Genomic DNA, 8,130 nt, shown 5'->3' on the forward strand with positions numbered 1-8,130 from the left:
AGATTACCTTTTTATTGCGATGCAATTAATACAAAAGTTTTGCCTCATTGTCTTTATTTCTTTCTCAGCCGTGCTATTGACGGGTTGTAAGGAAACCGTGGAACAAATTGCATCTATTGGACAAGATGATCCTGTCAAAAATCAGACGCATAGTGATAAGCTTAAAGCAGACATGAATCTTTTTGACCAGATTCATCCGCAATCCAATCAAGTATTTTTGCAACTAAATCAACAATTAAATAAAGCCACAGCAAAACAGACCTCAACCGTCGAATTACGCAAAGACTTACAGGATTTTGCAAATTCCTTGCGACATCAAAATGATCAATTTAAAACAGAATCTTTTCATACCCCTGAAGTTGCCAATTTACGCAATACCATCATGCAACTCAACTATGATACCCTTGCAATCATTGATGTTATGGATAATCCCAGCACAGTAAAAAATCGTTTAACACCTTATTTAAAACAACAGCAACGCTTAATTCATCAATATAATAAGTCAAGAATAGACATAGAAAGTAAAATCTAATGACCTCGCCACTACATCTACATTTTCTAGCAGGCGCCTCGGGTGATCCCAGTTTTTGGCAAGCGGTTGCTGACCAATTACAACCGGATTACCCCAATTATTGCTTACAAGCCTATCCTGCCTTTGCAGGACATGCCAATCCGCAAAATATTCAAAGCTTTGACGCATTATGTCGCTGGGTCGTCGATCAAATCCAGCAGCCGAGTATCGTCATCGCACAATCTATGGGTGGTATATTTGCGATACAAGCAGCGCTACAAAAACCACAGCTGATTAAAGCCTTGGTTTTATGTGCAACTTCTGGCGGTCTAGACTTAACACCCTTTCAGGTCAAAGACTGGCGACAGGATTATCAACAGCTGTTAACTGACGTTCCCGACTGGTTTATTCAAGCCAAGGTTGACCTGAGCCCGGAGTTTCATCGCATCAACATACCGGTATTATTGTTGTGGGGAGATGCAGATGAAATTAGTCCAGTTTCTATTGCTGAATATTTACAACAACAACTTCCACATGCCGAATTACATATTATTCCTTCCGGACAACATGATTTTGCTAAAATACATGCCGATATGGTTGCTTCCTATATTCAAAAATTTCTGATAAAACATATTGATGACGTTTAAAATCAAGTACAAAATATCGCTTCTCTCAATCTTCCCTTATCTTGGAGATCTCTCTTGCGTGCTTTAATTCAGCGATCTAAATCTGCCAGTGTCACGGTTGATCATACCATTGTGGCATCCATTGAGCAGGGCCTGGTTGTTTTTTTGGGATTAGGCCGAGATGACACGCTGGAAAAAGGTAAAAAATTGATCGATAAGCTATTAAAATACAGAATTTTTGAAGATGAACAGGGCAAGATGGGCTGGAATATTGCTCAAGCGCATGGTTCAATTTTATTGGTGTCACAATTTACCTTGTATGCCAACACCCATAAAGGACTACGTCCAGATTTTGGCCCAGCGATGCCGCCAGTACAAGCCCAGCAACTCTATCAACAATTGGTCGATTATTTAAAATCCCAATATAAACATGTGGTAACAGGTATTTTTGCAGCTGATATGCAGGTCGCATTGGTCAATGATGGACCTGTGACCTTTATGCTTGAAGTGGAATAACCGTCTCCTCTCAAAACCAGATGAATGCTGTCATATATTTCGCATTAAAAACCATTAGTAATAATTCTCATTATTATATAAAATCATATTTAATCCGTGCCTAAGCTATAGACCATTACTGCTATGGAATCAACTACGTCCTCGAATCAATCCCGTCATTTCACTAGGCTATACAGTGAACATCACACTTGGCTCTATCACTGGCTAACCAAACGTCTGGGAAATCAACATGATGCAGCAGATTTAGCACAGGAAACCTTTATCCGCGTATTACAAAAACAAGAACAATATCAAAATTATGATCCTCGGGCGCTATTAACCACGATTGCCAAAAATCTGAGTAATAGCTGGTGGCAACGCAAACAAATCGAACAAGCCTATTATGATGCCTTGCAACAGCATGATTCCCATTATGCCCCCTCACCCGAAGAAGAAATGATCGCCATTGAAACTTTAATGGCCTTACAGGATATTCTCAACAGCTTGAAAGAACGGGAAAAACAAGTCTTCCTACTTTCACAAATTGAAGGATTAAGCTATGCACAAATTGCCGAAAAACTTGAAATTTCAGTCATTACAGTCAAACGGGATATCAAACAAGCCATGCTAAAATGCCTGATGACCATGCAATTAGATTAGCAATCTTATCATTGATAAATGCATGTTCACTCATACCCTAAGCTGGAGTATTTCCTTTGCCCAAACGCCAAGCTATTGATGCCCAAATTTTAGAAGAGGCGGTTGACTGGTTTATTCAAATATCTGAACAGCCACTGGACGATATACAGTCCGAACAATTTGAAGCATGGAAAACGCAAAGCCCACAACATCAATTGGCATGGCAAAAAACCCAGAAACTACAGCAGCGGCTTGGTAACATTCCGGTTGAAATCAGCAAGCAGACATTAAGTCAGAATGCTTCTACAAAATTCCCGCTTGGAAAACTTATCCTTATTCTAGCCTGCGGTAGCATAATCACCAGCGCAGTTTATTTTACCGATCAACTGGCATTACTTGCCGATTATCGTACCCCCTATGGCGAGCAACGACATATTACATTAGAAGATGGCAGCCGATTGATCCTGAATAGTAAAACTGCAATTGACGTCAAATATACAGCGCAAAACCGTCAGATTATTTTGCACTATGGTGAGATCTTTATTCAGACAGGCAAAGAAACCAACCCACATTATCGTCCATTTATGGTACTGGGCAAACATGGCACCATTCAGGCATTGGGGACACAATTTGATGTGCGCCAACAACAGCAACAGACTAGTGTTGCTGTGATCGAACATGCAGTCAAAATTAATACAACCGCCTCACAACAACAACACATCGTGGCAGCCGGACAACAGGTCTATTTTGATCAAAACCAGATTGAAGGACAACAAGCCATTCAACCCCAAGATCTGATGTGGCACAAAGGATTATTGGTGGCCAACCAAACACCTTTAAAAGTCTTTGCACAACAGATTGAAAACAACTATGGACGCTCAATTAAAGTCGCAAAAGATTGTGAAAATATTTTGATTTCAGGAACCTATCCAGCAGATCATCTGGAACGTCTACTCAATGCATTGGCAGAAACTTATCCTGTACAGCTTGATCAAAATTGGTTTGGCAACAAAATCACGATTAAGAAAAAATAGTATCGAGCAAAGAAAGATTTAGAGGTAGTAACATACAACTAAAGCACCTTAGCTGCGCTTTTAAACTTTAGCACCTTATAATCAAAAATATATTTACTTAAAATACAATAAATTATCTATATTTTTTAATTTTTTATAAAAATTAATGATACTTATTTTTATTTCATTGGTTAATGGTAAGTCAAACACGTTTTAATCTGCCAGTGGAGCAACTAAAAGATGTTTATTTCACAATTAAAGCCATTAAATCAGGCGATTCAACAACTATTTATTATCGGGGTAATGGGCTTGGGGCAAGTGGCGACGATACAAGTGGTACAAGCCAATACAGTCTCAACACAATACTATCAAATTTCAGCCGGTTCACTGGATGCTGCGTTGATTCAGTTTGCAAGCCAAGCGGGCGTGGAATTATCCTTTGAACCAGAATCCATCCAAAGCTTAAAAACAAACGGATTAAAGGGTAACTATTCTGTCAGTGATGGTTTTAATACCCTACTCGCTCCGCATCAATTACAAGCACAACAAACTGCAACAGGTTATAAGCTGTTGGCGCAAACAAAAGCGCAAGCCCGTGATATGGGACAGTTAAAACCGATTGATGTTACAGTAAGTGGATTAGCAAGAGCAAATAATGGTGTAGCGCGGTTACCTGTGATTATAGTCATGGCAAGTGATAATTCGGCAAGTGAGGGAACAAATACATATAAAGCCAAATCTTCCCGCAGTGCCACCAAACTGGATTTAACATTAAAAGAAACCCCACAATCTGTAAGTGTGATTACCCGTGACCAGATTGAACAACGTGGCTTAACCGATATTAATGAAATTTTAAAAGCAAGTCCAGGTGTAACCGTTGGCAAGTTTAGATCAGACGAAATTGATGTTTACTCTCGTGGTTTCTATGTAAGTAATCAGCAAATTGATGGTATTCCCTTAATTAGCAATGCTCCTGCAACGGATAGTTTTTTTCTTGATCGGGTAGAAGTGATTAAAGGGGCATCAGGTCTAACAGGCTCTACAGGAAATCCATCTGCCACAGTCAATATGATTCGTAAAAAACCCAGTAAAGAATTTAGCGCTAACGTGTCTGCATCTTATGGTTCATGGAATAATTTACGGCAGGAAATCGATGTTTCCATTCCTCTAACTACGGATGGTTCGATTCGTAGTCGTGTTATGGCAGCACGTACCGATAAAGAATCTTTTATTGATTATTATCAAAATAACAACATTGCTGCAATGACAGTCATCGAAGCCGATCTAGGTGAAAATACGGTCGCTTCTGTTGGTTACCAATATCAGGATAATCAACCTAGAGGTACGACTTATACTGGCGTACCTTATTGGTATGCAGATGGCAGTGAATCAAATCTACCTCGTAGTTATAGTATGGCAGCTAAATGGGGAACAATTAGTCAACGGAATAAGACAATATTTGCAGATATACAACATACTTTTGCTAATAGTTGGTTAATTAAAGGTGCCGTAAGTCATAATAAATCAGAGCAATTTGATACAAGAGCATCATCTTTCGGTTTTCCTAATCCAAGTACAGGCACAGGAATGGATACTATATGGGCGACTGCCGGTACTGACATTAATTATAAGTCTACATCTTATGACCTATATGCAACAGGTCCTTTTCAACTATTTAATCGAAGACATGATTTAGTTCTTGGTTATAGTCATTTTAATACAGATACTGTAAATTATGGTTTAAGTGCAGTATCAGATGATTCATATACAATTGAAGATTATCGAAGCTATAATGGCAATATCCCAAAATCTAACTATTATAAAAATGGTAATAATACTAAAAATTATATTGACTTAAATAGCACTTATACTACATTGCGTTTAAATCTGGCTGATCCACTAAAAGTGATTCTGGGAGCACGTTATACTGATTATAAACAAACAACTGAAATTAATTATTCCACATATTCTATATATTCTGCCTCCACCGAAACCACAGATGCCTTAACCCCATATTTTGGTGTGTTATATGATATTAATGATCAATTTACTGCTTATGCTAGTTATACTGATATGTTTACGCCATCCAGCTATAAGGATAGGAATGGGAAATACCTTAATCCACAAATTGGTGAAAGTTATGAGTTTGGTATCAAAAGCAGTATATTTGAAGATAAATTATTGTTTAGTACCGCAGCTTTCTGGACTAAAATCAAAGATGTAGCGATTGAAGATACGGAATATAATGATGCAATGAGAGAAGGGATTACAAATGGTACAGTGCAAACAGCTTATGTCGCTTCCGGTAAAGGTTTAAAAGTTGAAGGTTTTGAAATAGAAGCGATTGGTAAAATTACTGATAATTGGAATTTGACTGCTGGTTATACTTATGTAAATAGTATTAGTTCAGTGCTTGCTACCACTTTAATCAATATCCCGCAAAATCAGTTTAAGTTGTATACAAATTATACCTTGCCAGAAACATTATTTACTGGTGCAGATCGCTTAACAGTCGGTTTAGGGGTAAATTGGCAAGATGATATTTCATTAAAAAATGTTTATGGTGCACCAGCCAATGCAGCAAATAATGGTGTGGTGACACAGAAAAGTTATTATTTAGTCGGTGCTTCTGCAAGTTATAAGTTTAATGATTATTTTTCCGCAACATTGAATGCCAATAATCTGTTGGATAAAAAATATTATCAAAATCTGGGAACTTATGGTGGTTATTATGGCGATCCACGTAATGCAGTACTTACTTTACGGATGAAATGGTAATTTTAGGTTTTAAAAAGAGATCCCTTAATATAAATCCTCCCTTGTGGACTTGTGCAATATATTGCTCTTCCTTTAAAAAGGACGGATGAGAAGTGTACTTCGCAAGGTATCTAATACAGTTTTGGATTCCTTGCGGCGTACACGCCTCATCCCCTCTTTTACAAAGATGAGCCATATATGGCGCAAGGGGAGAGATTTTAGATTAGATAAAATAAATATATATTTCAAAGTATTACAATATATTTACGAAACTTTACATGAGGAGATTTTAAAGCACTGCTTTAAAATTGACGCAAGGATGAGCTCTTTTCTAATCTCAAACGTCTTAGTATATAGAAACAATGATTTTTCGATCCAAATCAGGAACTTTAACGTTTTTTACAAAGGGATTTTATTTTTTTAAAACTGTAAAACATTTCCCCATAAGTTTCAAGTTTTTGATCTACCGTAAACAGTATCACTGATTGCCTGTGCAATCAGCATTCGATCAAAAGAGTCTTTATGTTGGGGAAAAATAGGGAATGTCGCAATGGTCAAAATATGTTGTTGGGAAATATCCAGCCATTCAAAACCAACTTGTTGGGTAAATCGAATGAATTGGCTTAAGTCGATATTAATTTTTCCCAGTGATTTTTTAATCGACATTTCCCAAAGACTCGCCTGACTAACAAACACATGTGGCTTATGTTTGTACCAGATGAACTAGATTTTTGGGTAACTTTGGGTCATTGGTTTGCCACCAAATCGCAACGTGTGTATCTAACAAAATACGCATGTTTATGATTCAAGACTATTGAAACGTTCATCTAGTGGATCACCAAAATCATCGCTGACCCACACGTTTTGATCGGACATTAAACCCAGTGCAAAGCGAGTTTTGATTTGTAAACTACCCGATGTCTGTTGCAGCAGTGTTTTTTGATCGTCGGTTGCTTTCGGGTTATTCACAGCTTGTCGAATGAGTTCGGTCACTTGTACAGGATCAAGCAGACCTTTGCGCTTTGCTTCATCAGCTAAGTCATCAGGCAAATGGATGGTTAAAGAAGTCATGATATACCTCTTTATTTTGGATTTTTTAGATCATAGCATAGATTTGCTGATTAATTACTAGACAATGAATACCACTTTTTCAAAGGTGAACCCCATATGGTATGAGAGAGGAGATTGGTAGAGATTTTTAATAAAAATAAATCTATATATTTCAAACATTTTACAAAAGTTAACACACTAATCTGAGCTTTTTTTCAATCTCAAACGTCTATAGTATATAGAAATAGAGATTTAATCGCCTTTAAAACGGCCGTAAAACTAGAAATGTTTACTTATACTTTTAGAAAGAAATAACCTTTCATCAACTTAAACTACAAAAAAGTCCATAACGCATGTCGAAAGCCTTACACAACAGGCTCTTCTATCCTCTATGCTAAAAATACGTTGTTAAATTATAGGAAATAATGATGAGTAAAAAAGCACTTTTTATTACTGCAAATTTTGGTGTCGAACATGATGAATTGATTAAGCCTTTGGAATATCTACAATCTAAAGGCATTGAAGCGATTCATGCAGCCATTGATCAGGATCAGGTTCAGACGGTTAAAGGGGATAAAGACTTAAGCGCCAGCTATACTCCACAAACCTCATTAGAAAAAGTTGCATATCAGGACTATGATATTTTAGTGATACCGGGCGGTACAGTAAATGCAGATCAATTACGGATTAATCCTGAAGTGCAAACAATCATCCAATATTTTACCGATCAGGGCAAACCGATTGCAGCAATTTGCCATGCACCTTGGGTATTAATCGATGCCGAACGTATTAAAGATAAAAACCTGACATCTTATAAGAGTGTCAAACTTGATCTGGAACATGCAGGAGGTAAATGGGTTGATGAAACCGTACATCGCTGTAATACCGGCGGCTGGGTATTAATTACCTCACGTAATCCAGACGATATTCCCGAGTTTAATCAAGCTATTATAGAAGAACTGGAACGCTAATTACGGTCTCTCTTAAATAAAAGCCGAATCTAAGCCAATCTCATTTTTCCCCCCATAAAAAAACCCCC

The 8,130-nt window shown here is 37.5% G+C and carries 9 protein-coding genes; 7 read left to right on the forward strand and 2 right to left on the reverse strand.

Annotation, left to right across the window (positions count from 1 at the left end; genetic code table 11):
* Positions 1 to 97: 97 nt before the first annotated feature.
* From CRO21_RS14805 to CRO21_RS14830, 6 genes are all read left to right on the forward strand, one after another.
* Positions 98 to 532: a hypothetical protein gene (locus CRO21_RS14805; RefSeq protein WP_097080084.1), complete on the forward strand. Its 435-nt coding sequence runs from the start codon at positions 98 to 100 to the stop codon at positions 530 to 532.
* Positions 532 to 1,158 carry an alpha/beta fold hydrolase gene (locus CRO21_RS14810; protein ID WP_097080085.1) on the forward strand — a complete coding sequence of 209 codons (627 nt, stop codon included), beginning with the start codon at positions 532 to 534 and terminating at the stop codon, positions 1,156 to 1,158. Before CRO21_RS14805 ends, CRO21_RS14810 begins: the two co-directional genes overlap by 1 nt.
* Before the next feature lie 54 nt (positions 1,159 to 1,212).
* Positions 1,213 to 1,653, forward strand: a complete 441-nt coding sequence (gene dtd / locus CRO21_RS14815) for a D-aminoacyl-tRNA deacylase (RefSeq protein ID WP_097080086.1) — start codon at positions 1,213 to 1,215, stop codon at positions 1,651 to 1,653.
* A gap of 123 nt (positions 1,654 to 1,776) precedes the next feature.
* A complete protein-coding gene (locus tag CRO21_RS14820) occupies positions 1,777 to 2,292 on the forward strand; it encodes a sigma-70 family RNA polymerase sigma factor (protein WP_097080087.1) in 516 nt (171 codons plus the stop codon).
* 56 nt (positions 2,293 to 2,348) lie between these two features.
* On the forward strand, positions 2,349 to 3,305 hold the full coding sequence (locus tag CRO21_RS14825; RefSeq protein ID WP_097080088.1) for a FecR family protein: 957 nt from the start codon (positions 2,349 to 2,351) through the stop codon (positions 3,303 to 3,305).
* Between the two features lie 219 nt (positions 3,306 to 3,524).
* Positions 3,525 to 6,062 carry a TonB-dependent siderophore receptor gene (locus tag CRO21_RS14830; protein ID WP_097080089.1) on the forward strand — a complete coding sequence of 846 codons (2,538 nt, stop codon included), beginning with the start codon at positions 3,525 to 3,527 and terminating at the stop codon, positions 6,060 to 6,062.
* A gap of 429 nt (positions 6,063 to 6,491) precedes the next feature.
* Here the strand turns inward: CRO21_RS14830 and CRO21_RS14835 are convergent, their stop codons facing one another.
* On the reverse strand, positions 6,492 to 6,707 hold the full coding sequence (locus CRO21_RS14835; protein WP_097080090.1) for a PIN domain-containing protein: 216 nt from the start codon (positions 6,705 to 6,707) through the stop codon (positions 6,492 to 6,494).
* A 132-nt stretch (positions 6,708 to 6,839) separates the two neighbouring features.
* Positions 6,840 to 7,112: a hypothetical protein gene (locus tag CRO21_RS14840; protein WP_097080091.1), complete on the reverse strand. Its 273-nt coding sequence runs from the start codon at positions 7,110 to 7,112 to the stop codon at positions 6,840 to 6,842.
* A 407-nt stretch (positions 7,113 to 7,519) separates the two neighbouring features.
* Here CRO21_RS14840 and CRO21_RS14845 point away from each other — a divergent pair, with 407 nt between their 5' ends.
* Positions 7,520 to 8,062, forward strand: a complete 543-nt coding sequence (locus CRO21_RS14845; protein WP_097080092.1) for a type 1 glutamine amidotransferase domain-containing protein — start codon at positions 7,520 to 7,522, stop codon at positions 8,060 to 8,062.
* Positions 8,063 to 8,130 lie beyond the last annotated feature (68 nt).

Source organism: Acinetobacter puyangensis (genome assembly GCF_900096995.1).
Lineage (GTDB): Bacteria > Pseudomonadota > Gammaproteobacteria > Pseudomonadales > Moraxellaceae > Acinetobacter > Acinetobacter puyangensis.

Coding starts and splice junctions, on each gene's coding strand:
- CRO21_RS14820 (WP_097080087.1), top strand. CDS start 1,777: ATGGAATCAACTACGTCCTCGAATCAATCCCGTCATTTCACTAGGCTA.
- CRO21_RS14810 (WP_097080085.1), top strand. CDS start 532: ATGACCTCGCCACTACATCTACATTTTCTAGCAGGCGCCTCGGGTGAT.
- CRO21_RS14845 (WP_097080092.1), top strand. CDS start 7,520: ATGAGTAAAAAAGCACTTTTTATTACTGCAAATTTTGGTGTCGAACAT.
- CRO21_RS14840 (WP_097080091.1), bottom strand. CDS start 7,112: ATGACTTCTTTAACCATCCATTTGCCTGATGACTTAGCTGATGAAGCA.
- CRO21_RS14835 (WP_097080090.1), bottom strand. CDS start 6,707: ATGTCGATTAAAAAATCACTGGGAAAAATTAATATCGACTTAAGCCAA.
- CRO21_RS14830 (WP_097080089.1), top strand. CDS start 3,525: ATGTTTATTTCACAATTAAAGCCATTAAATCAGGCGATTCAACAACTA.